The organism is Actinoplanes oryzae, assembly GCF_030757795.1.
Taxonomy (GTDB): domain Bacteria; phylum Actinomycetota; class Actinomycetes; order Mycobacteriales; family Micromonosporaceae; genus Actinoplanes.
The window spans coordinates 48,914-75,183 of the sequence record NZ_JAUQWH010000018.1; the positions used below are offsets into that span (position 1 = coordinate 48,914).

A 26,270-nucleotide genomic window follows, 5' to 3' on the forward strand; every position below is an offset into this window, starting at 1 on the left:
ACACACCGGAGGCCATCGACATGAGCATCGACGACGGCGTGGTCTGCGCGCTGACCGCCGGGGGCGTCAGCGTCCTCGTCGAGACGAGCGGGAACCGGCTGCCCGCGGTGACCTACTGGGGACCGGAGCTGCCCGGGCTCGACGCGGAGCTGGCCACCGCCCTGATCACCGCGGCGGCGCCGATGACCGGCTCCAACGACATCGAGCCGAGGCCCCGGCCGGCGCTGGTGCCCGAGCACAGCACCGGGTGGTCCGGGCGCCCCGGCCTGACCGGCGCGTTCGCCAACCCCTTCGCCGGGTCGTTCGCGGGCGAGGGCTGGTCGCCGGCGTTCACGGTCACGTCCGTCACCCTCGACGGCGCGCCGGTGACGGGGTTCACCGCCGCCGGTGCGGGCGTGCTCGAGGCGGTCGCGGTCGACGACACCGAGCGCCTGCAGCTGCGGGTCGTCCTGGAGCTGCGCGGCACCGGCCTGCTGCGCACGCGCGCCACGATCAAGAATCTGGCACCCCGCCCGTACGCCCTGCAGGGCCTCGCCGTCGCCCTGCCCGTCCCCGCGCAGGCCGCCGAGCTGCTCGACTTCGGCGGACGGCACAACCAGGAGCGCGTTCCCCAGCGGTCGCCGTTCTCGTTCGGCGTGCACGCGCGCGAGAACCGCAAGGGGCGCACGGGCGCCGACAGCGCGTACGTCCTGCACGCCGGCACGACCGGCTTCGACTTCGCGTCCGGCGACGTCTGGGCCGTGCACACCGCGTGGAGCGGCAACCACCTGCACTACGCCGAGCGCGCCCACACCGGCGAGCAGCTGCTGGGCGGCGGGGAGCTGCTGCTGCCGGGCGAGCTGTTCCTGCAGGGCGGGGACGCGTACGAGAGCCCCTGGCTCTACGGCTCGTACGGCCACGGCCTGGACGCCGTCGCCCACCGCTTCCACCGCCACCTGCGCGAGCGCGACCGCAAGGTCTCCCCCGACCGGCCCGTGACGATCAACGTGTGGGAGGCCGTGTACTTCGACCACGACCTCGACCGGCTCGTGGACCTCGCCGAGCGCGCCGCGGCCGCCGGCGTCGAGCGCTACGTCCTCGACGACGGCTGGTTCGGCTCCCGCCGCGACGACACGTCCGGCCTCGGCGACTGGACCGTCTCCCCCGACGTGTGGCCGGCCGGGCTGCACCCCCTGGTGGACCGGGTACGGGCGCTGGGCATGCAGTTCGGCCTCTGGTTCGAGCCGGAGATGGTCAACCCCGACTCCGACCTGGCCCGCGCGCACCCCGACTGGATCATGGCCGCGCGCCGGACCTGGCCGGTCGAGTCGCGTACCCAGCAGGTCCTCAACCTGTCGATCCCGGCCGCCTACGAGCACGTCAAGTCGCACCTGGTCGCGATCCTCCAGGAGTACGCGATCGACTACGTCAAGTGGGACCACAACCGCGACCTGACCGAGGCCGGCGACCAGACCCGGGGCGGCCGGGCCGCGGTCCACGCCCAGACGCAGGCCTTCTACCGGCTGCTCGACGAGCTGCGCGCCACGTTCCCCGACCTGGAGATCGAGTCCTGCTCGTCCGGGGGCGCCCGCGTGGACCTGGGCGTGCTGGAGCGTACGGACCGGGTGTGGGTCTCCGACAACATCGACCCGCACGACCGCCAGCGCATCCTCCGCTGGACCACCCAGCTCGTCCCCCCGGAGTACCTGGGCTCCCACATCGCCTCGCCCCGCTCCCACGTCACCGGCCGCCGCCACGACCTGGCCTACCGCGCCGGCACGGCGGTCTTCGGCCACCTGGGCATCGAATGGGACCTGGCCGGGGCGACGCCGGCGGAGCTGACCGAGCTGGCCTCGTGGATCACCTTCCACAAGGAGCACCGCGACCTCCTGCTGGGCGGCGACCTGGTCCGCATGGACGGCTACGACGACCGGATCGTCGTGCACGGCGTGCTGGCACCGGACCGCTCCCGGGCGATCCTCGCGATGGCGGTGACCGACAGCATCACCCCGGACCCGGCCCCCCGCCTGCGCCTGCGCGGCCTCCCCCCCGAGCGCCGCTACCGCATCCAGCCGGTCCTGCCAGGCACCGCACCCGCCGGCCTGCTCCCGCCGCCGTGGTGGAGCGAGGAGCTGATCCTCACCGGAGCAGCCCTCGAACACGCCGGCGTGGCGTCCCCGCGCCTCTTCCCGGACCAGGTCGTCCTCTACCGGGCGGACGCCGTGTAGCAGTCCAGGGGCGAGCGGCCGGGGTGCGCCGAGAGTGGCTGCGGCCTCCCAACAGGCGGCGGTGAGGAGCCGAAGGCCGCGCGGTCCACCACGGACCACGGTGGAAGCTCGCCGTGCTCAGAGGTCGAGCGGCTCGATGACCTGTTTGCGGGTGTGTTCGTAGATGATCGAGCTGCGGAAGCCCACGATCTCGCGCCGGCCGCTGAACTTGTCCATCAGGAAGGCGTGCAGGCTGTCCACGTCCGGCACCGCCACCTGCACGAGGAAGTCGTCGCCGCCGGCCAGGACGAAGACGGACAGGACTTCGGGGAGGGTCATGGCGTACGTCTTGAAGCCCTCGATCACCGTGCGGCTCAGCGGCCGCACTTGGACGTGCAGCAGGGCCTGGACGCCGCGGCCGAGCGCCGCCGGGCTGATCTCGGCGTGGTAGCCGGTGATGACGCCCCGCGAGCGCAGCGCGCGGACCCGGGCCAGGCAGCTGGACGGGGCGATGCCGATCGCCCGGGCGAGCTCCCGGTTGGTCTGCCGTGCGTCGTGCTGGAGCTGCTGGATGATCGCCGCATCAAGTTCGTCCACGGGAGGATTATGGCCCGAGTTGCCGAACGATGTTCGGGACGGCCGGGTGGCGGCCGATCATCTGGCTAGCGTTTCCCGGCATGACGCACGAGAAGATTCTCATCGAGCGCGGCGCCCGCTCCGGCGCGACGATCATCGTGGCGGTGCACTCGACCGCGCGGGGGCCGGCGATCGGCGGGTGCCGGGTCGCCGCCTATCCGGACTGGCGGGAGGGGCTCGAGGACGCCCTGCGACTGTCCGCCGCGATGACCGGGAAGGCGGCGCTCGCGGGTCTTCCGCACGGGGGCGGCAAGACGGTTGTCGTCGCCGGCCGGGCGAGCCGCGAGCTCCTGCACGATGTCGGTGACGTGATCGAGGGGCTCGGCGGCGCGTACGCGACCGGGCCCGACGTCGGCACCGGCCCCGGCGACATGGTCACCATCGGCGAGCGCACCGGCCACGTCTTCTGTCGGCCCGCCGGCGCCGGGGGCAGCGGCGACTCGTCGGTCCACACGGCCGAGGGCACCCTGGCCGCGCTGCGGGCGATCTGCGGCGACGACCTCGGCAGCCGCACTTTCGCCGTTCTCGGCGTCGGGCGCGTCGGATCGCACATCCTGCGCCTGCTCGCGGAGGAGGGCGCCACCCTGATCGCGAGCGACGTGGACGACCGCCGGAAGGCCCACGCCTCCGGGGCCCGCTGGACCGACCCGGACAGCTGCCTCACCGCCGAGGCCGACGTGCTCGTGCCCGCCGCGCTGGGCGGGCTGCTCACGCCGGAGTCGGTGCCCCGGCTGCGCTGTGCCGCCGTGGCGGGACCGGCCAACAACCAGCTCGACGCCCCGGACACCGCCCTGATGCTGCACGAGCGCGGCATCCTCTGGGCACCGGACATCGTGGTCGGTGCGGGCGGCATCATCCACGCGACCGCCGTCGAGCTGGGTCACGAGACGCCGGAGGCGGCGGCGGCCCGGGTGCGCGGCATCGGCGCCACGCTGACCGGGATCCTGGCCGCCGCCCGTACCCGGGGAACAAGCCCGGCCGAAGCGGCCCGGCAGCGGATTCAGGAGTCCTTGCCCCACCCGACCTGAGTGTTCGTCTCGGGTGTGGCGGCAGGCGCGAGATAGACGGCGGCGGCCCCGGCGGCGGCGATGATGATCTGCCCCCAGTCGCCGGCCGAGATGCCGCCGTCGAGGGCAAGCGTCGTGGCGACATTGAGCCCGGCCAGGATCACCGCGACGATGCTCTTGGCCGACTTCGCGCGCGGGGCGAGCGGCACCAGATAGACGCCGACGTTCGACACGACGGCAAGGGCGATCGACACGGCGCCGGCCGCACCGATCCGGCCCTGCTGCAGCAGCGGATAGACCGCGGTGGCGACGGTGACGGCGAAGGCGGCGATGGTCTTGCCGTGCGTCCGCAGGAAGCTGGTGGGTGGTGATTGGACGACCACAGGAACCTCCCCCATGAGGTGACCCTTCACAGAGCGCCCGCACTCGCCCCCAGATACGCGGCCCCCGTCTTCCTCAGCGGGCTCCCAGGTGGCCGGTCGCATGATGCCGGCATGAAGCCCTTGATGCGATGGACGGCAGCGTTGGTTGCCGCACTGACTGTGGTGGCCGGGCCGGCACCGGTCGCCGCCGATGCCGGCTCGGTCACGCTGCCGAGGCCCACCGGGCCGTACCCGGTCGGCCGTGACGATCTGCACCTGGTCGACGGCGACCGCACGGATCCGTGGGTGCCGGACGGGCCCCGGCACCTGATGGTCTCCGTCTGGTATCCGGCCGCGACCGGCCGCGGCCCGCATGTCGCGTACGCCTCGGCGCTCGAGTCGTCGATGTTCGTCGAGCTGTTCGACGTCCGGGGGGCGGAGCCGGACGCGCTGACCCGGGTCCGGACGCACGCGCGGGCCGGCGTGCCCGTGCTGCGCAGCGCCGGACGGCTGCCTCTCGTCCTGCTCTCGCCCGGCTTCGGCACGCCCCGCTGGTTGCAGACGGCGATCGCCGAGGACCTCGCCAGCCGCGGGTACGTGGTGGCCGGCGTCGACCACACCTACGAGGCGGCCGCGATCACCTTCCCGGACGGGCGCGTCATCGGATGCGTGCTCTGCGCGCGGGCGGACAAGGACCCGGCGGCGATCGTCCGGAGCCGGGCCGAGGACCTCTCGTTCGTCCTCGACCGGCTGCTCGGCTCGCCGCGCCGGTGGCCCGTCGATCCCGGCCGGGTCGCCGTCGCCGGCCATTCGCTCGGCGGGGCGGCGGCCGCCGCCGTCATGCTCGCCGACGCGCGCTTCGACGCCGGGATCAACATGGACGGGACCTTCCATCATGACGTCACGCGCGAGCTCGACCGGCCCTTCCTGATGATGGGTGCGGCCTCGCACGCCGATCCGTCCTGGCCGGCGACCTGGGCGCACCTGACCGGGTGGCGGCGCTGGCTCGAGGTGGCGCAGGTGGAGCACTTCTCGTTCAGCGACGCCGCGGCGTTCGGCCCGCTGATCGGCGAGCCGGTGCAGCCCCTGGCCGGCGACCGGGTCATCGAGATCATCCGGGCCTATGACCGGGCGTTCCTCGACCGGCACCTGCGCGCGCGGCCGCGGCCGCTGCTCGACGGGCCCTCGCCCCGCTATCCCGAGGTCTCCTTCGTCGGCCCGGCGCCGGGAACGCCGGCGTGACCCGGCGCCACGGGCGGCCGACGTCCCGCAGAGCTCCGGTTCTGCGGTGACGGGTACGCACAGCGGAGCCGCCCGGCCCGGACGGGCAGGGCGGCTCCGGCGAATCACGGTCAGTGCAGCATGACGGGCGCTGCCGCTGCTTCGCCCTCGGGGACGGCGGGGCCCTGCTGCTTGCGGCGCGGCAGGAAGTACGCCGGGATCAGCGTGATCAGGACCAGGCCGAACGCCACCCAGAACGTCGTGCCGAACGCGTCGGCGGCGAAGGACAGCCCGCGCTCCAGCAGCGACGGCTCGACCGGCATCCGCTGGGTGATCGACGGGTCCTGCTCGGCGGCGATGGCCAGCTGGGCCTCGGTGACGCCGGCGCCCGGGATCTCCGGGGAGCCGTTGAGGCGGCTGGTGAGGATGACCGACATCAGGGCCGAGCCGATCGAGCCCGCCACCTGCTGCAGGATGTTGAGCAGCGTGGAGCCGCGGGCGACCTCGTGGCTGGTCAGCGTCTTGAGCGCGGAGGTCATCAGCGGCATCATCGTGCCGCCCATGCCCAGGCCCATGACGAAGAGGGAGCCGCCGAGCAGCCAGTACGACGTGTCGGTCGACACCTGCGTGAAGCCGAAGAAGCCCACGGCCATGAGGAGCATCGCGAACGGCACCGTACGCCCCACGGGCACCCGGTCGGCCAGCGTGCCCGCGATCGGCATCGTGATCATCGCGCCGATGCCCTGCGGCGCCATGAGCAGCCCGGCGGCGAGCGTGGTCTCCCCGCGGATCTGCAGGAAGTAGCTCGGGAACAGCAGCCCGGCGCCCATGAACGCGATCGTGAACACCGCGAGGGTGATCGCGGCGACGGACAGGTTCCGGTTGGTGAGCAGGCGCAGGTCGAGCAGCGGGTGCCGGGGCTTGAACGAGTAGAACACGAAGCCCACGACCAGCAGCGCCCCGGCGAGCGCGGGCAGCCACACCTTGGTGGCGGTCGCCGTGCCGGTCTCGGGGAGCGACGAGACCCCGTACAGGAAGAGGGCCAGGCCCGGGGACAGCATGAGCATGCCGACGAAGTCGAAGCTCTCCGACGGCGACGGGTCGTCCTTGGGGAGCGCGAACTGCGCGTAGATCAGCGCGATCACGCCGATCGGCAGGTTGATCAGGAAGATCCAGTGCCAGCTGGCGGCGTCGATCAGCCAGCCGCCGAGGATCGGGCCGCCGATCGGGCCCAGCAGCATCGGGATGCCGAGGACGGCCATGAGCCGGCCGATGCGCTCCGGGCCCGCCGCCCGGGTCATGATGGTCATGCCGAGCGGCATCAGCATGCCGCCGCCCAGGCCCTGCAGCACCCGGTAGGCGATGAGCTGCCCGATGCCGTCCGCCGTCGCGCACAGGCCGGAGCCCAGCGTGAAGAGCAGGATCGCGGCCATGTAGAGCCGCTTGGTGCCGAACCGGTCGGCCGCCCAGCCGGTCAGCGGGATCACCGTGGCCAGGGCCAGGGTGTAGCCGGTCATGGTCCAGGCGACCTCGGCGTAGGAGGCGCCGAACTCGGTCTGGAACGTGGGCAGCGCCACGCTCACGACGGTCACGTCGAGGATCGACATGATGGCGCCGAGGACGACCACCCCGGCGATCTTCAGGACGGCGGCGTCGAGTTTCCCCGGCGCCGCCGCGCTCTGCGTACTCACTGTGTCGAATCCCCCCGGATCAAGACGGCGTGGCGGGCATCCTCCGCCACCAGGTCGGCATTGATGTGCGCCCCGGCGAGCGCGCCCGCCGCAGCGGCCGAGCCCACCTGCGCGGCCAGGTCGGTCACGTTGCCGGCGACCCAGACCCCGGGCACGTCGGTGCGCCCGGTCGCATCCCCCGGGTAGTGCTGCCCCGCACCCGACGGATGATCCACCGGGTGCAGCCCGAGATCGCTCAGGAACCCGGCGCGCGCCACCATGCGGGTCGCGACGGCCAAGGCCTCCCGGCTGATCACCGTACCGTCGGCGAGCCGTACCCCCGCAAGCCGATTACCGACGATTTCCAGACCCGTAACCGTGGCGCTCACCACACGGATCCCGAGCGCCTCGAACTTCTCGGCGTCCTCACCGGCCACAGCGCCGAAGTACACGAGGTCGTCGCTCAACTGCCGGAAGAGCAGAGCCTGGTGTACGGACATCGGCCCGCTCGCCAGCACCCCGATCGCCCGGTCCCGGACCTCCCACCCGTGGCAGTACGGGCAGTGGATCACGTCCTGCCCCCACAGCTCCCGCAGCCCCGGCACGTCCGGCAGCTCGTCGGCCAGCCCCGTCGCCACGAGCAGCCGCCGCGCCCGGGCAGTCCGGCCGTCCTGGAGGGTCACGACGAAGTCCTCCTTGCGGGCGACGCCACTGATCTCGCCGGTGACCACGTGCGCGCCGTAGCCGCGTACCTCGGCACGCCCGAGCGACAGCAGCTCGGCCGGCGGCATGCCCTCGCGCCCGAGCAGCCCGTGGATCCCGGCGGCGGGCGCGTTGCGCGGCGCCCCGGCGTCGATCACCGCCACCGAGCGGCGCGAGCGGGCCAGCATCAGGGCTCCGTTCAGGCCGGCGGCTCCCCCGCCGGCGACGATCACGTCGTACGCGTCCTGCAGCTCGTCAGTCATGCACCCACCATGCTTTTCCGCCGAGCGGGTGGCAAAGAAAGTTGCGGTTTCGGCAAAATCAGGGGATGACCGACGCCCTCGCCGCCACCGGCCCCCGCCTGCGCGCCCTCCGCAAGCAACGAGAGACGACCCTCACCGAGCTGTCGGCGGCCACCGGCATCTCCGTGAGCACCCTCTCCCGCCTCGAGTCCGGCGACCGCCGCCCGACACTGGAGCTGCTGCTGCCCCTCGCCAGGGTGCACGGCGTCACCCTCGACGAGCTGGTCGGCGCCCCGCCCACCGGCGACCCGCGCATCCACCTGCGCCCGGTCACCCACCACGGCATGACGATGCTGCCGCTGTCCCGGCGCCCGGGCGGCATCCAGGCGTACAAGATCATCATCCCGCCGGGCACGGCCCGCCGGGACCCGGAACCCAAGACCCACGAGGGCTACGAATGGCTCTACGTCCTCAACGGCCGCCTCCGCGTGGTCCTCGGCGACCACAACCTGATCATGGTCCCGGGCGAGGCCGCCGAGTTCGACACCCGCACCCCCCACTGGTTCGGCGCCGCCGACCCGGAGGCCGTCGAGTTCCTGAGCCTCTTCGGCCGCCAGGGCGAGAAGGCCCACGTCCGCGCCCGCCCCCGCGGCGACCGATGAGCCACAGCCGGCCCGCCGCCCCGGTCCGCGACACCGCCCCGCCGACCTGACCGCCGTCACGAGCCGCGCGCCCGTTCGGCCGCCGTCACGAGCCGCGCGCCCGTTCGGCCGCGGTCACGAGCCGCGCGCCTGTTCGGCCGCCGCCGCGTGCAGGAAGTCCGAGGCGGTCCGCTGCGCCGCGCCCGCCCCCGGGCCCAGCCAGAAGCCCAGATGATCGTCGTCGGTCAGCCACAGATGCCGCGCGCCCCGGATCGCCCCCGCGGCATGCCGCCCGTCCGCGAACGGCACATCGCCGTCCCGGGTGCCGTGGACGATCAGCGCCGGCGCGCGGATCCGCTCGAAGGGAATGCTCAGCGTCCGCCGCTGCCGCGCGTCATTCGCCGTGCCGGGCAGCCGTTTCTCGTACGGGAAGGTCGTCGCGAAGCTGGCGGCGAAGAAGTCCCGCACCCCCGGCGTTCCGAGGATGTACGCCACCCGCTGCGCCTTCTGCTCCTCGGTGAACGTGCTCGTCTCGTCCAGCGTCCCGCGCACGATCGTCTCGAGCGACACCGTGGCGGTCAGCTTCGCGAGCTTCTGCCCGAACAGGTTCAGGAACAGGGTCCGTCCCCGCGAGCTCGGCGAGGCATCCGGATCCGCGAGGCTCACCCCGCCGACCGACACCAGTCCCCAGACGCGGTCGGGATGGCGTGCGGCAAGCATGTACGCGACCGGGCTCCCCGCCGACGCCGCGAACACCCCGGCCCGCTCGATGCCCAGCGCGTCCAGCAGCGCCACCAGCAGATCGGCCTGCTCCTCGACGGTGCGCCGCCCACTGCCCAGCGGTGTCCCGAGATAGCCGGGGCGCGACGGGCTGAGGATCCGGAAGCCCGTGAGCCGGCTCGCGAACAGCCGGCCCTGGTCGGCGCCGCCGAGCCCCGCGTGCACCGACAGCACCACCGGGCCGCCGGTGCCGGAGAGGTCGTACTCGATCGGGCCCCGCACGGTCTCGGCGGTCCGCAGGTCGAGGGCGATCCCGGGCAGCAGCTCACGCCGCGGGTCGAGATCGGGGCTGCCGTCCCAGACAGCCAAGCCGCCGACCAGCACGACGACGATGCCGAGCAGGACAGCGAGGACGCGGCGCACAGTCATGCCCACGACGATGCCGCCGGGCACGGGGTGCGGGCATCCGGCGGAGGATGGCATTCCCGCGGCCCGCCTACATCCGTTGGCGTAGCCGGATCTACGGTCAGGAGGGGACGTCCACACGCGACGGAAGCCGTAGGGTGTCTGCCATGGAAGAGCGCGCGCGCCGGACGTGGGCCGCCGCGATCGGCCTGACGATCCTGGTCGTCGCGGCCGCGGTGACGGCGCCACCCGGGCGGGTCCGGCTCGACCTGGTCAGCTCGTTCCTGCTCGTGGTCCCGGCGCTGGCGACCGCCGTCCGGCGCCGCGCGCCGCTGGCCGTGCTCGGCCTCGCGACCGCGTGCATGCTCGGCTACCAGCTGCGCGGCTATCCGGGCGTGGCGCCGGCCCTGGTCGTCATGGTCGCCCTGCACGCCGCGGTGCGCGCCCGGCACCGCTGGCCGGCCGGGGCGGCCGCCGGCCTGGTCCTGATCGGCGGCGTCGCCGGGGAGCTGGCCGGTCCCGGCGGCCGGCCCCAGGAGGCGCTGCAGCGCTGGCTGCTGCTCGCCGGCTGGCTGGTCGCCGCGGGCGTGGCCGGTGAGCTGTCCCGCCAGCGCGCCGCGCAGGTCGCCCGGCTCGAGCAGCGCGCCCGCGACGAGGAACGGCTGCGCATCGCCCGGGAGCTGCACGACTCGCTCACCCACAGCATCTCGCTGATCAAGGTGCGGGCGGGAGTCGCGGTGCACCTGGCCCGCAAGCGCGGCGAGCCCGTCCCGGAGTCGCTGCTCGCCATCGAGCAGGCCGGCCGGGAGGCGATGGCGAGCCTGCGCGCGGCGCTCGAGGTGCTGAGCGACCCGGGCGAGATCGACGAGCTGGTCGCGGCCGCCCGGGACGCCGGTGTGCCGGTCACGCTGACGGTCACCGGATCGCCGTGGGCCCTGCCGGGGCCGGTGCGGCACACCGCCTATCGGCTCGTGCAGGAGGCACTCACCAACGTCACCCGGCACGCCGGGGCGGCGACGGTGACCGTGCGGCTCGCGTACAAGCCCGGCGCCCTGGACGTGCACGTCGAGAACGACGGGCCCGGCGCGCCAGACCTGCCCGGCGAGGACGACGCGCCCGGCGCGCCGGACCTGCTCGGCGGGAACGACGCGCCCGGCCGGGGGCTGACCGGCATGCGCGACCGGGTCGCCGCCGTCGGGGGATCCCTGCGGATCGGGCACCGCACGGGCGGGGGCTACCGCGTCCACGCGACGCTGCCCCGCGAGGTGCCGGCGTGATCCGGGTGCTGCTCGCCGACGACCAGGCGCTCATCCGGGCCGGGTTCCGCGCCCTCGTCGACGCCGAGGACGACCTGACCGTGGTGGCCGAGGGCGGCACCGGCGCGGAGGCGGTCGAGCTCGCCGCGCGACACCGGCCCGACGTGGCCCTGCTCGACATCCGGATGCCCGGGCTCGACGGCATCGAGGCGACCCGCCGGATCAGCGCCGACCCGGCCCTGGCGGGGGTGCACGTCGTCATGCTCACCAACTTCGGGCTCGACGACCTCGTCTATGCCGCCCTGCGCGCCGGTGCCGCCGGCTTCCTCGTGAAGGACACCGAGCCCGCCGACCTGCTGCACGGCATCCGCGTCGCCGCGCGTGGTGACGCCCTGTTGTCGCCGGCGATCACCCGCAAGCTCATTTCCTCGTACGTGGCCCGGCCGCCCCGCCGCGCCCGCACGGCCATGCTGGAGGTGCTCACCAACCGCGAGCGGGAGGTCGTCGAGCTCGCCGCCCGGGGACTGTCCAACTCCGCGATCGCGGCCGCCATGGTGATCAGCCCGGCGACCGTCAAGACCCATGTGAGCCGGGCGATGACGAAACTCGCGGCGCGGGACCGGGCGCAGCTGGTCGTCCTCGCGTACGAGTCGGGGCTCGTCGCTCCGGCCTGATCACCCCCGGGTCGCCACCGCCTCGCCCAGGGTGCGGGGAAAGGCGGCCACCTCGGGCATCGTCGCCGGGACGATCACCAGCAGGCAGCCCGGCCGCCGGACGACCTCGGCGTTCACTCCGAGCAGGCGGGCCGCGCGGATCAGCACGGTGGCCAGGGTCTGGTCGCCCAGGCGGACCCACAGGGCCTCGTCGCGGCGGCGGCGGGAGCCGCAGGAGCGCAGCGCCGCCTGCCACGCCGCGCGGGCGAGGGTCATGCGCTGGGCGTGTCGTGGCGAGGTGGCGCCGAGCTGCTCGGTGGCCAGCAGCGCCTGCCGTCCCTGCCGCCAGGCCGTGGCCAGCGTACGGTCGATGATCGCCCGGTCCTGCGGCGCGACCAGAACACCGTGGACCAGGTAGCGGCGGCGGCCGCCTGCCTCCCGGACCGTGACCGCGGCGTCGTGGCCGAGCACCTGCAGGAGGCTGATGAGCCGGCCGGCCGCTGAGGGCTGGTTGAACTCCGCGAAGAGGGCCGGGTCCGTGCGCCCGGCCGGCGCCGGGGACAGCCGGGACAGGCGGGAGACGCCGGTGCACTCCACCAGGCAGGCGGCCTCGAAGGCGGCCGGGAGCGCGCCCGGCAGGACGACGGCGCGGATCGTGTCGTGGTTCATCGGCGGTCATCCTCCCGTTGGCTTGGAAGACACCGTGGCCGACCGGCCGTTCGGCGGGTAGCTCCGCGGCCCCGACTTGAGGAAAAATTGCGCGATCATGAGACGCCGTTCCCTGCTGGCCGGGCTCGCGCTGCCCGTCCTGGCCGCCTGCACGGCCCGCGAGCCCGAGCGGCGCCGCGTCCGCATCGCCACCGGCAGCCCGACCGGGGTCTATCACGCGGTCGGGACGGCCCTGGCCGGGCTGATCCGCCGGGAGCTGCCGAACACCGAGGCGACCGTCCTGACGACCGCCGCCTCCGCCGCGAACGTCCAGCTCGTGTCGACCGGCGGCGCGGAGGTCGGCTTCACGCAGGCCGACATCCTGACCGGCGAGCAGCCGTCGGCGCTGGCGCGGGTCTACGACGATCTGCTGCATCTGGTCGTACGGGCGGACAGCTCCGTCACCGCCCTCGGTGACCTGCGCGGCAAGCGGGTGTCGGTCGGGGCGCGCGGGTCGGGCACGGTGGTCACGGTCGACCGGCTGCTGGCCGTCGCGCGGATGGCCGGCACCGGGCTGATCCGGCGGCGCGAGCTGAGCCTCGACGACTCGCTGGCGGCGCTGACCGCACGGGAGATCGACGCGTTCTTCTTCTCCGGCGGGCTGCCCGTGACCGGTGTGCAGCAGCTGGGCAGCGACGCGCCGATCCGTCTCGTCGGGCTTGCCGAGTGGGCGCCCGCGCTGCGCCAGACCTACAGCGACGTGTACGAGGTCCGCGACGTCCCCACCTCGGCCTACCACGTGCCGGCGGTCGCCACGATCGCCGTGCCCAATCTGCTCGTCGTGCCGGGCTCCCTCCCGGAAGCCACCGCGTACGACCTCACCCGCCTGCTCCTCGAACGCCGGGCCGTGCTCGCGGCGGCCCACCCGGCCGCCGAGCGCCTGGACATCCGCTCGGCGATCGCCACGTCGCCCGTCCCGCTGCACCCGGGCGCCGCACGCTACTACCGCTCGGTCAAAGCGTGATCCTGGCGACGAGCCCCGGCCCGGGCACCAGCTCGAGCCGCCCGCCCGACGCCTCGGCCAGCACCGCCACGATGGGCAGCCCGAGCCCGGCGCCGTCGACGTTCTGCGTGTCGGGCGCCCGCCAGAAGCGCTCGGTCGCCAGCTTGCACTGCTCCGCCGTCATCCCCGGCCCGGTGTCGGCGACCTCGAGGAGGCCCTCGCGGGCGGTGATCGTCACGCGGCCGCCCGCCGGGGTGAACTTCAGCGCGTTGTCGATCAGCGCGTCCAGCACCTGATCGAGGCCCACACCTCTCGCGTACGCCGGCCCGTCCGCCGACAGCACCAGCGCGATGCCGCGCCGGGCGGCCAGGGGCTGCCAGGCCGCGTGCCGGTCCCGGGCCACGGCGGCCAGATCGGCCTCCCCGATCGGCTGCCGGCCCCGTTCCGCGCGGGCCAGGGCGAGCAGGCTGTCCAGGACGCCGGTCAGGCGGTCGATCTCCTCGAGAGCGTACCCGTGGTCCTGCTCGGCGCCCGGTCCCGCCAGCCGGTCGGCCAGGTCCTCGACGCGCAGGCGGACGACGGTGAGCGGGTTGCGCAGCTGATGACTCGCGTACGCGACGAAGGACCGCTGCCGCTCCATCGCCTCGGCCACCGCGTCGGCCATCTCGTTGAAGCTCGCGGACAGCCGCCGCAGCTCGGGCGGCCCCGCCCCGGGCACCACGCGCGCGTCGTCGGCCCCGGCGGTGATCTCGTGCACCACCGCGTCGAGCCGGGTCACCGGGCGCAGCACCCACGTCGCCAGCCGCAGCGCCGCCACGACACAGGCGACGACGGCGAGCAGCCCGCCCAGGCCCAGCTCCGCCCACGACACGACGATCGCGTCCCGGCTGCGCGTGGTCGGCGACGCGGTGACCAGGCCCCCGAGTACCGCGCCGCCGTCGCTGACCGGGACGGCCACCATCAGCGGATCGTCGCGCCACGGCCACAGCGTCGCCGGGGTGCTGACCTGACGCCCGGCGAGCGCGCCGCGGATCGCCCCTGTCGTGGCGCCGGCGCCGGGCGGCGGGCCGCCGATCGTACTGAGAACCTGCTGGTCCTGGTCGACCAGCAGCGTGCCTATGCCGTACAGCTCGTGGTAGCGCCGCAGCTCACCGGTGAGCGCGGCCAGGTCGCCGGTGCGCAGGGCGGGCGCGGCCAGGGCGGCGAAGCGCGTGGCGTCGGCCAGCCGGTCCGCGAGCACCTGCTGCGTCTCCCGGTTGGTCAGCGACACGGCGAGCGGCACCTCGAGCGCCAGGAGGACCAGCGCGAGCAGCAGCACGTACGTGGAGACCAGCCGCCGGCGCACCCTGCCCCTCTCAGTCGGTGCAGAGACGGTAGCCCACGCCCCGGACGGTCTGCACCAGGCCCGGACGGCCGAGCTTGGCGCGCAGCGACGCCACGTGCACTTCGAGCGTGTGCCGCCCGGAGAACGTGCTCTGCCACACGTCGAGCAGGATGCGGTCCCGGTCGAGGACCACGCCCGGCTGCCGGGCCAGCGACGCCAGCAGGTCGAACTCCTTGCGCGTCAGCGGGACCGGGCGCCCCTGCAGGCGTACGGTCCGGGCGGCGAAGTCGATGTGCAGCGGCCCGAGCTCGACCGCCTCGCGCGGGGCCGGCCCGGGCAGCGCCGAGCGCCGCAGCAGCGCCTCGATCCGGGCCTGCAGCGCGGCCATCGAGAACGGCTTGACCACGTAGTCGTCGGCCCCCGCCCGCAGCCCGGTGACCTGGTCACGCTCCTCGCCCCGGGCGGTGACCGCGATGATGCCGAGATGCGCGCTGCGCGACCGCAGCGCGCGGCACACCTCGACCCCGTCACCGTCGGGCAGATTGAGATCCAGCAGCACGAGGTCGCACGGCGCCGCCGCGAGCGCCGCCCCGGCGGTGGCCGCGTGCTCGACCTCGTAACCGCGGCGCTGCAGCATCGACGTCATCACCCCGGCGACCCGGTGATCGTCCTCCACCAGCAGGATCCGCATGAAGCCGCAAAGTAGTACACACATGTTTCAGGTTCCGTACCAGCGCCGGCCCAGCTCGGCGAAGTCGGCCTCCTCGGGCACCGGCATGTGCCCCATCCACCGCGGCAGATTGCTGTAGCAATGCAGCAGCGACCACGCGACCATCCGCCGCGGGAACCCGTCGTCGCACGGATGACCGTAAGCCTCGAGAAACGCCCGCAGAAACCGCCGGTCCCCCTGCGCGACGAAGACGCCGACCCCGACGAAGTCGTACTCCGGTGCGCCCCGCATGGCCGGCTCGAAGTCGATGAGCCCGCTGATCCGCCCGTGCTCCACCAGCAGGTGCTCGCGCATGATCTCGGTGTGCAGCAGCACGTCGCCCCCGGGCAGCTCCACGTCGAGCGCTTCCGGGATCCGGGCGAGCCAGGCCGCGTCCAGCCCACGCTCCCGTTGCCTTTGCACGGCACCGCGCCGCTGCCCGGACACGAAGTCGTCCCAGTCCCGCGGCCACCACTCCGCGATGTCCGGCGCCGGCACCGCGTGCAGCGCGGCCGTCGCCCGCCCGAGCTCCCGGGCCAGCGCCTCCTTGTCGCCGATGCCGTCCCACGCCTCGCTCAACGGCGTACCGCGCAGCCTTTCCATGAGTACGAAGCCCCAGCCGTCGTGCTCGCCCTGCCCGAGCAGGCGCGGGGTGGGAATCGGCAGGCGCCCGTGCACGGCCCGGAGCACGCCCGCCTCGACGGGGACCTCCGCGGCGTACACCTGCGGGAAGAGCTTGAGCACCACCTCGCCGGCCGCATAGACGGGAAGCGATCCGGTGGCGATCCGTTCCACCGATGCGGCATCGGCGCCCAGCCTCCGCAGCAGCGCCTCCACGCCCGGCCGCAGATCACGCTCGCCGACGGCGTCGTACAACTCCCCGGTGTCCGCTCTCGGCAGCCCGCTCATCCCCGACCTTTCGCTCCCCAGTCAAGCACGGACCTGCGTCATAGTACGCGTGTTCTAATCCGCGTTAGAGTCCCGTCATGGAACCGGGGGCGGACAGCCCGGCGCTCAGCGCCCAGCAGCAACGCATCCTCGCCGTCGTCGCGGCCTCGATCCGCGAGCGCGGCTACCCGCCCACCGTGCGCGAGATCGGCGCCCGGGTGGGCCTGCGCTCCCCCTCGACCGTCGCCCACCACCTCCAGGTCCTCGAGCAGCAGGGCCTCCTGCGCCGCGCGGCCGGCTCCCCCCGGGCCGTCGAGCTCCGCGACGCCGCGCCCGCCCCCGGCCGCACGGTCGACGTGCCCCTGCTCGGCACGGTGGCCGCCGGCTTCCCCCGCCTCGCCGACCAGTCCCCGGGCGACGTCCTCACCCTCCCCGCGACCCTGGTCGGCCCGGGCACCTGCTTCGCCCTCAAGGTCCGCGGCGACTCCATGACCGACGCCGGCATCGTCGAGGGCGACACCATCGTCATCCGCCGCCAGCCCGCCGCCGACGACGGCGACATCGTGGCCGCCCTCCTCGGCGACGAAGCCACCATCAAGGTCCTCCGCCACCGCGAGGGCCACGCCGAGCTGGTCCCCCGCAACCCCGCCTACCCCGTCCTGGCCGCCGACGACGCCGTCATCCTCGGCAAGGCGGTCTGCGTGCTCCGCTCCCTGCCCTGACCGTCGCGCGGGAGGCCTCCGCCGCGACCGATTCCGCCTGGCCCGAGGCGTCCGCGACAGTGCCGGCGGCGCCGCATCCCGTCGAGGTGCTCCCCGCCGGCCCCGGCGCCCGCGGGATCACCCGAGCGCAGAGCCGTCGGACCGCGATGCCGGAGCTTCTTGCCGCCTGATGCGCTCGGACTCTTCTTGTCGGAGGGTCGTGCCAGAATCCTGCCCATGCCCGAGATCGTCACCGCGGCGCTGGTTCGCGGAGGCCAAGTCCTGCTCGTTCACCGAAGCCCGAATCGCCCTGTCTACCCGGACGTGTGGGATCTGCCCGGCGGGCACATCGACGCAGGCGAGACCGAGCTGGCCGCGCTCGCCAGGGAGCTGCGCGAGGAACTCGGCGTGCGGATGACAACAGGCTCGGCAATCCACTTGTCGCGGCTGGAAGTAGGCCGCGGAGAGCAGTCCGTGCGTTTCAGCGCCTGGCTTGTCGACGAGTGGAAGGGGATACCGACAAACGTCGCCCCTGAGGAACATGACGAGATTCGTTGGTTCTGGCCCGAAGAGTTGCCGCCGCTCATCCACGAACCCGTACGCACGGCGTTGGTGGAAGCGATGCGGGGCGCCCGCGCCTGAGCGTCAACGAACTGTCATCGGCTACTTGCGCCGGATCAAGCGGGGAGCCGGATCAAGCGGGGAGTCTGCAGCGCGGCGTTCGAACTGACGTCACCGTGCCGGTCACACGAACGGCAGAGACGGATCTCAGCCGCCCAGTAGTCGCGCTAGCTGCGGAAACAGGGTGCGAGACACGTGCGCCACTGCGCGGCCGGCAGGAGAGCCACGGAAGCGGGGCGCCCCGCCGGCCACGGGGCCGGCGGGGCTGGTGGGGAGCGGATCGGGTCAGGCGGCCGGGGTGCCGAGGGCGCTGAAGAGGCGGGTCCGGCCGATGTTGTCGAAGGAGCCGAAGCCGACGCGGCCCGAGGTGAAGGTCGTGTCGCGGGCGGTCATGAGGGGGTCGGGCGAGCCGTCGACGTAGACGGCGATCTCGCCGGTGGCGGACTGGTGCTTGACGCGGACCTGGTGCCAGGCCTTGTCGACGACGGCCGGATTGGCACCGCGGGAGCGGCCGTTCCACTGGTAGTCGATGCGCTCACGGTCGGCGTTGTTGACCTTGAAGATGCCGTTGTGCGGGTAGATGGTGTTGTCGGTGGAGAGGTGGGCGTAGTAGAACTGCGTGTCCGACTGCCAGCCGAAGACGATGATGACGTCGCGGTTGGTGACCTCGACCTCCTCGTCGAGGCGCACCTGGGCGTCGACCTGGACCGAGGAGAAGGCGGGGCCGCGGTTCAGGATCGCGTACTCGAAGGGGCGGCGCGGGCCCGGGCGCTCGGCGCCGGCCTCGGACAGGATCACCTGGCCGTTCTCGAACGTCCACTTCGACGGGGTCACCGGCTGCCAGAAGGACGGGGTCGCCAGGCCGGGCACCAGCGTCGTGCCGGTCGGGCCGGCGGCGAAGGTGCGCGTGCCGGTGACCTTCCAGACCTTGCCGTTGGCCTTGGAGAGCAGGTAGAGCTCGCCGCTGCGGTCGGTGCCGAAGCGCAGGTCGACCCGGTTGGGGTCGCCGGCCGGCGTGCCCGGGGCGGAGAGATCCTGCATCCGTACGGCGTTCCCGGTCGCCGCGTCGAACAGGTTCAGCCGGTGAATGGTCGCCGGCGGCCCGCCCCGGCGCATCTCCGACGCGTTGGTGTAGAAGACCCAGCCGTTCACGAGGTCGCCGAAGATGTACTTGCCGTACAGGGCCGGGATCGCGGCGCCCCGGTAGACGAAGCCGCCCGCGACGGCGACGCCCACGTCGGAGGTGCAGTTCCAGCCCGGGGCGGGGTTGTGGTCGTACGCGGCCACGGGGTAGACGTAGCCCGCGTCGTCGGCCGGCAGCGGGTAGAGCCGGTCGCACGGCGACGACGGCGTCTTGTCGAAGACGAAGGCGCCCTCCCGCTCGCTCCAGCCCATGTTGTCGCCCTTGCGCACCTCGTAGATCGCCTCGATGGCGTGCTCGCCGATGTGCCCGAGATACAGGCGCCCGGTGGCCTTGTCCCAGCTGAACCGGTGCGGGTCCCGATACCCGTACGACCAGATCTCGCCGAGAGCCCCGGCCTGCCCGGCGAACGGATTGGTGGAGGGGATGCCGTACTTGCCGTTCGGCGAGTTGGTGCCGGCGGGGTCGATGCGCAGCAGCTTGCCGTGCGGCAGGGCCAGGTTCTGCGGGTCGGTGTTGTTCACGCCCTGCCCGCCGTCGCCGACCGCGAGGTACAGCTTGCCGTAGTCGTCCGAGCCGGGCCGGGCGTACGGGTTGAAGTTGATCTCCTGGATGCCGTGGATCTGCCCGCCGAAGCCGATGCGCAGCAGCTCCCGGTGCATGCCCGAGAAGGTGTCAGCGGCCGGATCGGTGGCGTGCCACTCGTTGATCACGCCCTGGTAGAGGACGGTGGCCTGCTGGTAGTCCGGGACCGCGGCCGTCGACTCGGTGTGGATCGTATAGAAGAGCCCGTTCTGCGCGAAGGCGGGATGGAAGGCCACGTAGCCGAAGCCCTGCCCGAGGCCGCGCCCCGAGAAGAACTCCGGGAACTGCGCCTTCACGTCCAGGTAGACGTGCGGCACGCCGTTCTCGACGAGGTAGAGCGGGCCGTTCAGGTCGGGCACGGCCCGCCGCCCGGAGCCGTCCGGCAGCTCGAAGATCGTGTTGATGCGCGCCTTGCGCATAAGCCGCGCGTCGGTCGGCGCCGGGGTCGGCTGGGTCTGCGGGAAGGCGGCGAACTCCGACAGCACCAGCCCGAGCCGCGAGGTCTCCGGCTCGGTCGGGATCGGGTCGTAGATGGCGCCCGGGTCCGCGAAAGCGGCAGTGGGCGCTGCAACGGCCATTGTGGACAGAAGAAGCGCGGAGAGGACGAGTCTCAGACGCATCGGTTCACCCCATGAGTGCGTATTGAGCGGCCACTGCCCGTGCGGGCAGCGCGGTGTCCAGGAACATGAGCGAATCCATCCGGCAGGTGCACGGATTGCGCTCGACGGTGTTCTGCGGGAAACTGCCGCCGATCTTGATGCCGCGCGGGTCGGTGGCGCTGGTGACGTGCGGTCCCGGGCCCGCCACCTGCCACGGGTCGCCGGCGACGGTGTAGAAGCCGTCGACCGGGGCGCCGTTGCGATAGAGCGCCATGGTGCCCGTACCGAAATCGAAGGTGGCGGCGATGTGCACCCACCGGTCGCGCGGCAGCAGCGTGCGCCAGTCCTCGCTCGCGGCGAAGGTCTGCGAGGCACCGCCGTCGATCCGGCGGCCGAGCGCGACCAGGCGCAGGGTGCCGTTCACGTCGATCAGCTCGAGCAGGGCGCGCACGGCGTGCCCGTCGCTGTCCCCCGTGAGTACGCCGGTCAGCCCGATCGCGTTGTAGACGTCACCCTGCGCCGGGGTGACCGTGTTCGGCGCCGGGCCGTCCATCTGCCGCTTGAACCAGCCCATGACCGTCACGCCGCCGGCGGCGTTGAAGGCGCGCAGCGTGCGCACGCCGCTCGCCGAGTAGATGCCCGCCTTCCAGTCGTCGTTGCCGGTGCCGGCCGGGTCGGTCTGCCGCGTCTGCAGGGCCCGCCCGCTGCCGGGGAACGCCCGGTCCGGTACGCGCATCGCGGCGCCGCCGTTGACCAGCTCGATCTCGGTGCCGGAGCGGCCGAGGTCCTGTTCCAGCGCGACGTCGCCGCGCTGCGGGTGGTCGAAGTCGTAGTACGCGACCAGGTGCGGCCGCAGGGACGGATGGATGTCGCGCGGGCCGGATGCCCCGGCCTGCGCGGGTGCCGCGGATGCCCCGGCCGCGAGGACCGCGGCCAGGCTCAGGGCGAACTTCGTTCTCATCGTGACGCCTTTCCCGAGGGTCGTCCTCCGAGATAGAGCTCCCCGAGCTGCGGGTCCGCGAGCAGGTCCGCGGCCGGCCCGGAGATGTGCACGCGCCCGAGGTCGAGCACGCACCCGAGGTCGGCGGTCTCCAGCGCGCGCCGGGCGTTCTGCTCCACCAGCAGCACGGCGGTCCCGGCGTCGCGCATCCGCACGACCTGGTCGAAGATCGTCTGGGTCGCCTTGGGGTCGAGGCCCATGGACGGCTCGTCGAGCAGCACCACCCGGGGATCGATCATGAGCGACCGCGCGAACTCGACCTGTTTCTGCTGGCCGCCGGAGAGCAGGCCGGCCGTGGTGTGCCAGCGCTCGGCGACCACGGGGAACAGATCGCGCACGAAGTCCCGCCGCGCCGCGAGCTTCCCCTTGTCCCTGAGCGTGTAGCCGCCGAGCATGACGTTCTCCTCGACGGTCATCTCGCGGAACACGCTGTGGCCCTGCAGCACCAGGGCGATCCCGGCGGCGAGCATCCGCTGCGGGCCGGCGCCGGTGAGGTCCACGCCGCCCGCGGTGATCCGCCCGGACCTCGGCCGGAGCAGCCCGCTCGCCACCTTGAGCACGGTCGACTTGCCCGCGCCGTTGGGACCGACGAGACACACGACCGAGCCGGCGGGCACGGTGACGCTGAACCCGCGCAGCACCGGGGCGGCCCGCCCGTAGCCGGCGACGATGTCGGTGAGTTCGAACTCAGACGCCAAGGTACGCCCCCAGGACGCGCTCGTCGGTGCGGATGACGGACGGCGGACCGGCCGCGATCGGGCGGCCGCGGTCGAACACCACGACGTGGTCGCTGATGCTCATGACCAGGTCCATGTTGTGCTCGACGATCACGAACGTGCGGCCCTCGCCGTTCAGCTCGCGCACCAGCGCGCCGATCCGGTCGAGCAGTGCCGGGTTGACGCCGCCGGCCGGCTCGTCGAGCAGGATGGTCGCCGGCTCGGCCATGAGCACGCCGGCCAGCTCGAGCAGCTTCTGCTGCCCCCAGGACATCTCGCGCGCCTCGACGTCGGCGAGGTGCTCGATGCCGAGCCGGGTGAGCCAGCTGCGGGCGCGGTCGATCTCGCCGCTTCCGCGCGCGCCGCGCAGGGCCTTCGGGAAACCCCCGGGCCGCACCGCCGCCAGCACGTTGTCCAGCGCGGTCATGCGGGGAAAGACCCGGCACAGCTGAAACGTACGGCCGACGCCCGCGCGCGCGATCGCATGCGGCGCCTTGCGCGTGACGTCCGTGCCGCCGAACCGCACGTGTCCGCTGTCCGCGCGGATCATGCCGGTGACACAGTTGAAGAACGTCGTCTTGCCGGAGCCGTTCGGCCCGATCAGCGCGTTGACCTTGCCGGGCTGGAATTCCACGGTCGCGCCGTCGATGGCCACGACCCCGCCGAACGCCTTCCGCAGGTTCTCGGTGGACAGCGTCATCGATGCGCCTCCTGATCGGGACGCTCATGCGCGCTTGCACGTTCGCTCACGCCACCAGCGCCGGGCCTGCGCGAGCCGGATTCGCCCGCCCCCGGATCGCCGGGCGCGTCGACACGCTCATGCGCGCTTGCACGTTCGCTCACGCCGGGGCCCGCGCCGGCTGAGGCCGCGGCGCGCTGGTCGCGGAGCTCGGCGGCGGTGACCTCACGGATCGACGTCTGGCTGGTCCGGCGCAGCCGGCGCCACCCGGCGGCGAGCGCGGGCAGCACCCCGTCGGGCATGACCAGCACGACCACGGCGAGCAGCACGCCCGTGGCCACCAGGTGCAGGGGCGTGTTGCCGAACGAGCCCTTGAAGTACTCCAGCGCCGTCCCGACCACGAGCGCCCCGACCAGCGGCCCGTACAGCGAGCGCACCCCGCCGAGCAGCGCCATCAGCACCAGGTACGACCCCGTGAGCACGCTGAACTGGAACACCGGGTCGAGGTCGCCGAACCACAGGGCGTAGAGGCCGCCCCCGAGCGCGGTGAACGTGGCGGACAGGACGAAGACGATCAGCTTGTACGTGAACGTCGGCGTGCCCAGGGCGGAGGCCTTGTCCTCGTCCTCGCGCAGCGCCTTCAGTCCGAGGCCGAACCGGCTGCGGTCCACGATCCACCAGGTCAGCAGCGCCAGGCCGAGCAGACCCCCGTACAGGAAGAAGAAGACCCGGTGATGCTCCGGGCGCAACAGCTCCGGGAAGGGCCGGGGCACGACCAGGCCGCGGGAGCCGCCCGTCAGGGACGCCCAGCTCTGGAAGACCAGCAGCAGGATCAGCACGAGCGCGATGGACACGATCACGAATGACGCGCCGCGCACCCGGAGGGCGGCCATGCCCAGGGGTACGGCCAGCGCGGCGACCAGCACCGCGGCGGCGACCAGCGCCACGAAGGCCGGCATGCCCGCCTTGGTGACGAGCAGGCCGGTCGCGTATCCCCCGAGGCCGGCGAGCGCGCCGTGGCCCAGCGAGATGTATCCCGTGAAGCCGCCGACGAAGTTCCACGCCGTGGCGAGCACCGCGTAGTTCAGGACGACGATGCCGGACGACAGGATGTACGGGTTCGGGGCCAGCGACGGGAACGACAGGATCGCGGCCACCAGGACGACCGGCGGCACGAACGGCAGGAGACGGCTAGAAACGTTGGGCAAGGCGGCCTCCGAAGAACCCCTGCGGGCGTACGGCCAGGGTCGCGAACAGGGCGACGTAGAACACCGTCTGCGCCCACGTCGTCCCGAGCGGGATCTGCAGCAGGCTCTGCGCGAGCCCGAGCAGCAGCGCGGCGGCCGCGGCACCCGGGACGCTGCCCAGGCCGCCGACGACGATGATCGCCATGAGCGGGCCGATCCAGTGCCAGTGCAGGGACGGATAGATGGTGGAGTCGAGCGACAGCGCCGTGCCGCCGACCGCCGCCGTGGCCAGGCCGAGGCCGAAGCCGTACCCGGCGGTGCGCTCGGTGTCGATGCCGACCAGCCGGGCCGCGTCGCGGTGCTGGATCGTCGCCCGCAGCGCCCACCCGAAGGACGTGCGCTTCATGAGCAGGTAGAGCGCCCCGAGCGAGACGACGGCCAGCCCGAAGGCGATCAGCTTGACGACGGCGACGCGCGCCCCGAGCACCTCGAAGCTCGCGGAGCCGTAGCCGAGCTGGATGCGGCGCTGGGTGCCCGTGAAGGCGTACCCGAGGAGGCCCTCGATGATCAGCGCGACCGCGAAGGTCACCAGCACCGACATCATGGTCAGCGTCACGGCCCGCAGGCGGGCCAGCAGCAGGCGCTGCACGGCCACCCCGGCGAGGAAGAACAGCGGCACGGTGACCACCAGCGACAGCAGCGGGTCCAGGCCGGTCCGCTCGTGCCACCACCACGCCAGGTAGGCGGCGAGGATGAGGAACGCCGAGTGGGCGATCATCACCACCCGCATGATCCCGAAGTAGAGGGTCAGTCCGGCCGCGAGCAGGGCGTAGAGGCCGCCGAGGAGGAGGCCGAGCACGACGCTCTGCAGGACGAGGCTCACCAGGCCGGCTTCGGGTAGACGATGGCGGCCTCCTTGACGTCGGCCGGCAGCACGATCTTGATGTCGCCGCCCACCCACTGCTGGATCATGTGGGCGCCCTGCGGCTTGCCGGTGTCGTCCCAGGACAGCGTCCCGACCACGGTGTCCACCTTGTTGGCGTGCACCCAGTCGATGAGCTTCTGCTGGCAGTCGCCCTGCTCGGCGCAGCCCACGGCCTTGACCGCGGCGGCGACGACCTGACCCGTGGTGTACGCGTTGGCCTGGTCCTCCTCCGGCGCCTTGCCGAACTGCGCCGTGTACTTCTCGACGAACTCCTTGTTGCTCGGGTAGGGCGCGTCCTGGCTGTAGCCCGTCGGCGCCAAAATGCCCTCGGTCTTGTTCCCGATGGCCGCGGCGAACTCGGGGTTGGTCGGCGCGGTCGAGAAGGCGGCCAGCTTCGGCTGGTAGCTGAGCTGTTGCAGGGCGACGATGAGGTTCACGCCGTCCTGGTACTGCGAGCCGCCCACGACGACGTCCGCCTTCGACGCGGCGATCTTCGCGGCGATGCTGCCGAAGTCGGTGGTGTTCGGCGGGTAGACCTCGTTCACCACGGTCTTGACGCCGCCGGCTTCGAGCCTGGCCTTGAGGCCGTAGGCCGTACCCTGCGCGAACGGGTCGTCCATCGCCGCGTAGGCGGCGGTCTTGGGCCGCTGGTCCGCGGGCAGGCCCAGGATGTACTCGGCCAGATGGTTGTAGTGGTCGTTCGCCACCGCGGGAGCGGCGTAGAAGAGGTTCTTGAAGCCCTGCGTGAAGACCTCGGCGGCCGCGCCGGCGGGCTCGACGAAGAGCATGCCGTACTCGCTGGCCACCCGCGCGGAGGGCACGACGAGGCGGGTCGAGAAGGGGCCGACCACCAGGTCGACCTGGTCGCTGCCGATCAGCTGCTCGTAGTCGGCGACCACCCGGTCGGCGCTGGACTGGTCGTCGAGGATCGTCAGCTCGACCTGGCGGCCGAGCAGGCCCCCGGCGTCGTTGACGATCTTCGCCCAGGCCTCGTAGCCCTGCTGCACGCCCTTGCCGGGCTCGGAGAAGTCGCCGGTCAGCGGCAGCGAGATGCCCACCTTGATGGGTCCGTCGCCGCCGCTCTCGCCGCCGCTGCCGCAGGCCGCGAGACCGGTCGTCACAAGGAGGAGGGCCGCAGCCCATGTTGTACGTCGATGGGGGGAAGGCATTCGTCGGAACTCCTTTGCCCGGCCGTACGTAAGCGCTTGCGAAAGCGCTTACGTAGCCTAAGCTGTGGTTCACGCCACACGCAACACTCCCGTAACGAAACGACAGCTTTGAGTTGTGGAGAGTGGACGCATGCCCAAACCGGGGCCGAGGCTGCGCCTCGCTGACGTCGCCGAACGCGCCGGAGTCTCGCTGGCCACCGCCTCCCGGGCGCTGGCCGGCCGCGACGGGGTCAGCCAGGAGGTCGCCGACCGCATCCGGCGGATCTCCGCGGACCTCGGCTACGTGGCCAACCCGTACGCGCGGACCCTCGCCGGCGGCACCAGCGCCACGGTCGGCCTCGTCGTCCACCAGGTCGACGACCCCTACTTCTCGGAGATCGCCGGCGGGGTCATCCAGGTCGCCGACGAGCAGAACCTGCTGGTCCAGATCTGCCACTCGGGCCGCGACCCGGGCCACGAGCTGCGCCAGATCCGCCACCTCATCGCCCAGCAGGTCGGCATCATCATCGTCGCGGGCTCGGGCTACACCGACGCCGGCTTCGAGGCCGAGGCGCGGGCGGCGCTGGCCGCGTACATCGGCACCGGCGGGCGCGTCGCGGTGATCGGCCGCCACTCCCTGGGCGTCGACGCGGTCCTGCCCGACAACGAGGCCGGTGAGGCCGACGAGCCCGTAG

26 protein-coding genes are annotated in these 26,270 nt (G+C 73.0%); 10 read left to right on the forward strand and 16 right to left on the reverse strand.

What is annotated here, in order from left to right:
• Positions 1-20: 20 nt before the first annotated feature.
• Positions 21-2,207, forward strand: coding sequence for an alpha-galactosidase (locus RBH18_RS09230; RefSeq protein ID WP_306205754.1), 2,187 nt, complete (start codon positions 21-23; stop codon positions 2,205-2,207).
• Between the two features lie 117 nt (positions 2,208-2,324).
• Here the strand turns inward: RBH18_RS09230 and RBH18_RS09235 are convergent, their stop codons facing one another.
• The gene (locus RBH18_RS09235; RefSeq protein ID WP_306205756.1) at positions 2,325-2,783 is read right to left on the reverse strand and encodes an Lrp/AsnC family transcriptional regulator; all 459 of its coding nucleotides are present in this window, start codon (positions 2,781-2,783) and stop codon (positions 2,325-2,327) included.
• 80 nt (positions 2,784-2,863) lie between these two features.
• On the opposite strand from RBH18_RS09235, the gene RBH18_RS09240 reads away from it, so the two are divergent.
• Positions 2,864-3,850 carry a Glu/Leu/Phe/Val dehydrogenase dimerization domain-containing protein gene (locus RBH18_RS09240; RefSeq protein ID WP_306205758.1) on the forward strand — a complete coding sequence of 329 codons (987 nt, stop codon included), beginning with the start codon at positions 2,864-2,866 and terminating at the stop codon, positions 3,848-3,850.
• Here the strand turns inward: RBH18_RS09240 and RBH18_RS09245 are convergent.
• Complete coding sequence (locus RBH18_RS09245) at positions 3,823-4,227, reverse strand: hypothetical protein (protein ID WP_306205760.1); 405 nt, start codon at positions 4,225-4,227, stop codon at positions 3,823-3,825. The two genes, RBH18_RS09240 and RBH18_RS09245, sit on opposite strands and share 28 nt — an antisense overlap.
• Positions 4,228-4,323: 96 nt before the next feature.
• Between RBH18_RS09245 and RBH18_RS09250 the strand changes: the two genes are divergently transcribed.
• Positions 4,324-5,433 carry an alpha/beta hydrolase family protein gene (locus RBH18_RS09250; RefSeq protein ID WP_306205762.1) on the forward strand — a complete coding sequence of 370 codons (1,110 nt, stop codon included), beginning with the start codon at positions 4,324-4,326 and terminating at the stop codon, positions 5,431-5,433.
• Between the two features lie 110 nt (positions 5,434-5,543).
• On the opposite strand, the gene RBH18_RS09255 is transcribed toward RBH18_RS09250, so the two are convergent.
• Complete coding sequence (locus tag RBH18_RS09255) at positions 5,544-7,103, reverse strand: DHA2 family efflux MFS transporter permease subunit (RefSeq protein WP_306205764.1); 1,560 nt, start codon at positions 7,101-7,103, stop codon at positions 5,544-5,546.
• Positions 7,100-8,047: an NAD(P)/FAD-dependent oxidoreductase gene (locus tag RBH18_RS09260; RefSeq protein WP_306205767.1), complete on the reverse strand. Its 948-nt coding sequence runs from the start codon at positions 8,045-8,047 to the stop codon at positions 7,100-7,102. The genes RBH18_RS09255 and RBH18_RS09260 overlap by 4 nt, the downstream gene beginning before the upstream one ends.
• Positions 8,048-8,112: 65 nt before the next feature.
• Between RBH18_RS09260 and RBH18_RS09265 the strand changes: the two genes are divergently transcribed.
• Positions 8,113-8,688: a helix-turn-helix domain-containing protein gene (locus RBH18_RS09265; protein ID WP_306205769.1), complete on the forward strand. Its 576-nt coding sequence runs from the start codon at positions 8,113-8,115 to the stop codon at positions 8,686-8,688.
• A 114-nt stretch (positions 8,689-8,802) separates the two neighbouring features.
• Here RBH18_RS09265 and RBH18_RS09270 read toward each other — a convergent pair whose 3' ends face one another.
• Complete coding sequence (locus tag RBH18_RS09270) at positions 8,803-9,816, reverse strand: alpha/beta fold hydrolase (protein WP_306205771.1); 1,014 nt, start codon at positions 9,814-9,816, stop codon at positions 8,803-8,805.
• Between the two features lie 143 nt (positions 9,817-9,959).
• Between RBH18_RS09270 and RBH18_RS09275 the strand changes: the two genes are divergently transcribed.
• Both RBH18_RS09275 and RBH18_RS09280 read left to right on the forward strand, forming a co-directional pair.
• Positions 9,960-11,069, forward strand: a complete 1,110-nt coding sequence (locus RBH18_RS09275) for a sensor histidine kinase (protein ID WP_306205773.1) — start codon at positions 9,960-9,962, stop codon at positions 11,067-11,069.
• On the forward strand, positions 11,066-11,722 hold the full coding sequence (locus RBH18_RS09280; protein WP_306205775.1) for a response regulator: 657 nt from the start codon (positions 11,066-11,068) through the stop codon (positions 11,720-11,722). The genes RBH18_RS09275 and RBH18_RS09280 overlap by 4 nt, the downstream gene beginning before the upstream one ends.
• Here the strand turns inward: RBH18_RS09280 and RBH18_RS09285 are convergent, their stop codons facing one another.
• Entirely contained in the window at positions 11,723-12,370 is a 648-nt protein-coding gene (locus tag RBH18_RS09285) for a hypothetical protein (RefSeq protein WP_306205777.1), read from the reverse strand.
• Positions 12,371-12,467: 97 nt separating this feature from the next.
• Between RBH18_RS09285 and RBH18_RS09290 the strand changes: the two genes are divergently transcribed.
• Positions 12,468-13,373, forward strand: a complete 906-nt coding sequence (locus tag RBH18_RS09290) for a TAXI family TRAP transporter solute-binding subunit (RefSeq protein WP_306205778.1) — start codon at positions 12,468-12,470, stop codon at positions 13,371-13,373.
• Here RBH18_RS09290 and RBH18_RS09295 read toward each other — a convergent pair.
• The 3 genes from RBH18_RS09295 to RBH18_RS09305 are packed head-to-tail and all read right to left on the reverse strand — an operon-like array spanning position 13,363 to position 16,294.
• Positions 13,363-14,697, reverse strand: a complete 1,335-nt coding sequence (locus tag RBH18_RS09295; RefSeq protein WP_306205780.1) for a sensor histidine kinase — start codon at positions 14,695-14,697, stop codon at positions 13,363-13,365. The genes RBH18_RS09290 and RBH18_RS09295 overlap by 11 nt on opposite strands.
• Before the next feature lie 10 nt (positions 14,698-14,707).
• Positions 14,708-15,367 carry a response regulator transcription factor gene (locus tag RBH18_RS09300; RefSeq protein WP_306205782.1) on the reverse strand — a complete coding sequence of 220 codons (660 nt, stop codon included), beginning with the start codon at positions 15,365-15,367 and terminating at the stop codon, positions 14,708-14,710.
• Positions 15,368-15,394: 27 nt separating this feature from the next.
• Positions 15,395-16,294 carry a phosphotransferase family protein gene (locus tag RBH18_RS09305; protein ID WP_306205784.1) on the reverse strand — a complete coding sequence of 300 codons (900 nt, stop codon included), beginning with the start codon at positions 16,292-16,294 and terminating at the stop codon, positions 15,395-15,397.
• A gap of 77 nt (positions 16,295-16,371) precedes the next feature.
• Here RBH18_RS09305 and lexA point away from each other — a divergent pair, with 77 nt between their 5' ends.
• Positions 16,372-16,995 carry a transcriptional repressor LexA gene (gene lexA, locus RBH18_RS09310; protein ID WP_306205786.1) on the forward strand — a complete coding sequence of 208 codons (624 nt, stop codon included), beginning with the start codon at positions 16,372-16,374 and terminating at the stop codon, positions 16,993-16,995.
• Between the two features lie 216 nt (positions 16,996-17,211).
• Positions 17,212-17,616, forward strand: coding sequence for an NUDIX domain-containing protein (locus tag RBH18_RS09315; protein ID WP_306205788.1), 405 nt, complete (start codon positions 17,212-17,214; stop codon positions 17,614-17,616).
• Positions 17,617-17,880: 264 nt separating this feature from the next.
• On the opposite strand, the gene RBH18_RS09320 is transcribed toward RBH18_RS09315, so the two are convergent.
• From RBH18_RS09320 to RBH18_RS09350, 7 genes are read right to left on the reverse strand one after another with little or no spacing between them, the layout of a single operon-like run.
• Positions 17,881-19,941: a PQQ-dependent sugar dehydrogenase gene (locus tag RBH18_RS09320; RefSeq protein WP_306205790.1), complete on the reverse strand. Its 2,061-nt coding sequence runs from the start codon at positions 19,939-19,941 to the stop codon at positions 17,881-17,883.
• A gap of 4 nt (positions 19,942-19,945) precedes the next feature.
• Positions 19,946-20,881, reverse strand: a complete 936-nt coding sequence (locus RBH18_RS09325) for a LamG-like jellyroll fold domain-containing protein (RefSeq protein WP_306205792.1) — start codon at positions 20,879-20,881, stop codon at positions 19,946-19,948.
• A complete protein-coding gene (locus RBH18_RS09330; RefSeq protein WP_306205794.1) occupies positions 20,878-21,618 on the reverse strand; it encodes an ABC transporter ATP-binding protein in 741 nt (246 codons plus the stop codon). The genes RBH18_RS09325 and RBH18_RS09330 overlap by 4 nt, the downstream gene beginning before the upstream one ends.
• Positions 21,608-22,336 carry an ABC transporter ATP-binding protein gene (locus RBH18_RS09335; protein ID WP_306205796.1) on the reverse strand — a complete coding sequence of 243 codons (729 nt, stop codon included), beginning with the start codon at positions 22,334-22,336 and terminating at the stop codon, positions 21,608-21,610. Before RBH18_RS09335 ends, RBH18_RS09330 begins: the two co-directional genes overlap by 11 nt.
• On the reverse strand, positions 22,333-23,523 hold the full coding sequence (locus tag RBH18_RS09340; protein WP_306205799.1) for a branched-chain amino acid ABC transporter permease: 1,191 nt from the start codon (positions 23,521-23,523) through the stop codon (positions 22,333-22,335). Before RBH18_RS09340 ends, RBH18_RS09335 begins: the two co-directional genes overlap by 4 nt.
• The gene (locus tag RBH18_RS09345) at positions 23,507-24,385 is read right to left on the reverse strand and encodes a branched-chain amino acid ABC transporter permease (protein ID WP_306205801.1); all 879 of its coding nucleotides are present in this window, start codon (positions 24,383-24,385) and stop codon (positions 23,507-23,509) included. Before RBH18_RS09345 ends, RBH18_RS09340 begins: the two co-directional genes overlap by 17 nt.
• The gene (locus RBH18_RS09350) at positions 24,382-25,548 is read right to left on the reverse strand and encodes an amino acid ABC transporter substrate-binding protein (protein ID WP_306205803.1); all 1,167 of its coding nucleotides are present in this window, start codon (positions 25,546-25,548) and stop codon (positions 24,382-24,384) included. Before RBH18_RS09350 ends, RBH18_RS09345 begins: the two co-directional genes overlap by 4 nt.
• 178 nt (positions 25,549-25,726) lie before the next feature.
• On the opposite strand from RBH18_RS09350, the gene RBH18_RS09355 reads away from it, so the two are divergent.
• Positions 25,727-26,270 (forward strand): LacI family DNA-binding transcriptional regulator (locus RBH18_RS09355; protein ID WP_306205805.1); only part of this gene is annotated, 544 nt, incomplete at its 3' end.

Excerpts from the sequence above, each read along its gene's own strand:
- RBH18_RS09335 (WP_306205796.1), bottom strand. The coding sequence starts at position 22,336 with ATGACGCTGTCCACCGAGAACCTGCGGAAGGCGTTCGGCGGGGTCGTG.
- lexA (WP_306205786.1), top strand. The coding sequence starts at position 16,372 with ATGGAACCGGGGGCGGACAGCCCGGCGCTCAGCGCCCAGCAGCAACGC.
- RBH18_RS09250 (WP_306205762.1), top strand. The coding sequence starts at position 4,324 with ATGAAGCCCTTGATGCGATGGACGGCAGCGTTGGTTGCCGCACTGACT.
- RBH18_RS09300 (WP_306205782.1), bottom strand. The coding sequence starts at position 15,367 with ATGCGGATCCTGCTGGTGGAGGACGATCACCGGGTCGCCGGGGTGATG.
- RBH18_RS09260 (WP_306205767.1), bottom strand. The coding sequence starts at position 8,047 with ATGACTGACGAGCTGCAGGACGCGTACGACGTGATCGTCGCCGGCGGG.
- RBH18_RS09230 (WP_306205754.1), top strand. The coding sequence starts at position 21 with ATGAGCATCGACGACGGCGTGGTCTGCGCGCTGACCGCCGGGGGCGTC.
- RBH18_RS09245 (WP_306205760.1), bottom strand. The coding sequence starts at position 4,227 with ATGGGGGAGGTTCCTGTGGTCGTCCAATCACCACCCACCAGCTTCCTG.
- RBH18_RS09305 (WP_306205784.1), bottom strand. The coding sequence starts at position 16,294 with ATGAGCGGGCTGCCGAGAGCGGACACCGGGGAGTTGTACGACGCCGTC.
- RBH18_RS09315 (WP_306205788.1), top strand. The coding sequence starts at position 17,212 with ATGCCCGAGATCGTCACCGCGGCGCTGGTTCGCGGAGGCCAAGTCCTG.
- RBH18_RS09270 (WP_306205771.1), bottom strand. The coding sequence starts at position 9,816 with ATGACTGTGCGCCGCGTCCTCGCTGTCCTGCTCGGCATCGTCGTCGTG.
- RBH18_RS09275 (WP_306205773.1), top strand. The coding sequence starts at position 9,960 with ATGGAAGAGCGCGCGCGCCGGACGTGGGCCGCCGCGATCGGCCTGACG.
- RBH18_RS09265 (WP_306205769.1), top strand. The coding sequence starts at position 8,113 with ATGACCGACGCCCTCGCCGCCACCGGCCCCCGCCTGCGCGCCCTCCGC.
- RBH18_RS09290 (WP_306205778.1), top strand. The coding sequence starts at position 12,468 with ATGAGACGCCGTTCCCTGCTGGCCGGGCTCGCGCTGCCCGTCCTGGCC.
- RBH18_RS09325 (WP_306205792.1), bottom strand. The coding sequence starts at position 20,881 with ATGAGAACGAAGTTCGCCCTGAGCCTGGCCGCGGTCCTCGCGGCCGGG.
- RBH18_RS09240 (WP_306205758.1), top strand. The coding sequence starts at position 2,864 with ATGACGCACGAGAAGATTCTCATCGAGCGCGGCGCCCGCTCCGGCGCG.
- RBH18_RS09320 (WP_306205790.1), bottom strand. The coding sequence starts at position 19,941 with ATGCGTCTGAGACTCGTCCTCTCCGCGCTTCTTCTGTCCACAATGGCC.
- RBH18_RS09285 (WP_306205777.1), bottom strand. The coding sequence starts at position 12,370 with ATGAACCACGACACGATCCGCGCCGTCGTCCTGCCGGGCGCGCTCCCG.